This window comes from Erwinia sp. MYb416 (assembly GCF_037479575.1).
Lineage (GTDB): Bacteria > Pseudomonadota > Gammaproteobacteria > Enterobacterales > Enterobacteriaceae > Erwinia > Erwinia rhapontici.
On record NZ_JBBGYT010000251.1, the window covers coordinates 1 to 992 of the forward strand.

The 992-nt window shown below is 55.1% G+C and carries 1 protein-coding gene; it reads left to right on the top strand.

The genetic code is table 11. The annotated features are described in order from the left end of the window. The coding region (locus WH277_RS02330; RefSeq protein ID WP_339504181.1) for a sensor domain-containing diguanylate cyclase at nt 1-990 on the top strand (990 nt) is incomplete at its 5' end. Between the last annotated feature and the right edge of the window lie 2 nt (nt 991-992).

Below are 992 nucleotides of genomic sequence, written 5' to 3' on the forward strand. Positions count from 1 at the left end.
GTGATTGTTTCCGGCCTGCCGGGCGCTTCACGTCTGCAGTACAGCGGCTTCGTTCTGGATATTACCGGACAGCGTAAAGCGCTTGAGGACGCGCTGCGTACGGCGGCAGAATACCGCCTGCTGATTGAAAACAGCACCGATCTGATCGCCCATTGTGATGCGGATGGCAGATATGTTTCGATCTCTCCCTCCTACAGCGAAATGATTGGCTGGTCAGCCGATGAAATGGTAGGCCAGCGGGTGGTGGACTTCCTGCATCCTGACGACCGCGCACCTGCAACAGAGACATTGGTAAACATCTTCAACGGTGGCGAACAGCCGGACGTCGTCGAGGTGCGCAAACGCCATCGCAACGGTCACTACATTACGCTGGGTACTAAGGCCTGCGGGGTCAGCGATCCTTCCACCGGCAAAAACATCGGGGCAGTGCTGGTTTCGCGCGATATCACTCGTGATAAAGAAAAGATGCTGATGCTGGAACAACTGGCATCGCGCGATCCGTTAACCGGATTGCCCAACAGAGCCTGGATTAACGACAAGGTGCGCTGCATGCTTGAGCAGGTTGAAGACCTGTCATACACCACTGTGCTGTTTATCGATCTGAATGGGTTCAAGGCAGTCAATGATTCGATGGGGCACGCGGCAGGGGATACGTTGCTGCAGCAGGTAAGCGAAAGGCTACAGGGTTGCATGCGCTCGGGCGACTCGGTAGCACGCATGGGAGGAGACGAGTTCGTGGTAACCGCCAGATGCAGCGATCGTGAGGCGGCGTCCGCCATTGCCCAGCGTATTATTGACGGACTGAAAACGCCATTTACTATCAATCACGTGGAAGTCAAAATCGGGGCCGCTATTGGGATCAGCCTCGCACGTTTCGGGACGACATCGGCCAGGGTGTTATTTGAAAATGCGGATTTAGCGATGTACCAGGCGAAAGCACGACGTGATGACTCCTATCAGTTTTTGGAGCCTGGCTGGGATATTCTCTGAGA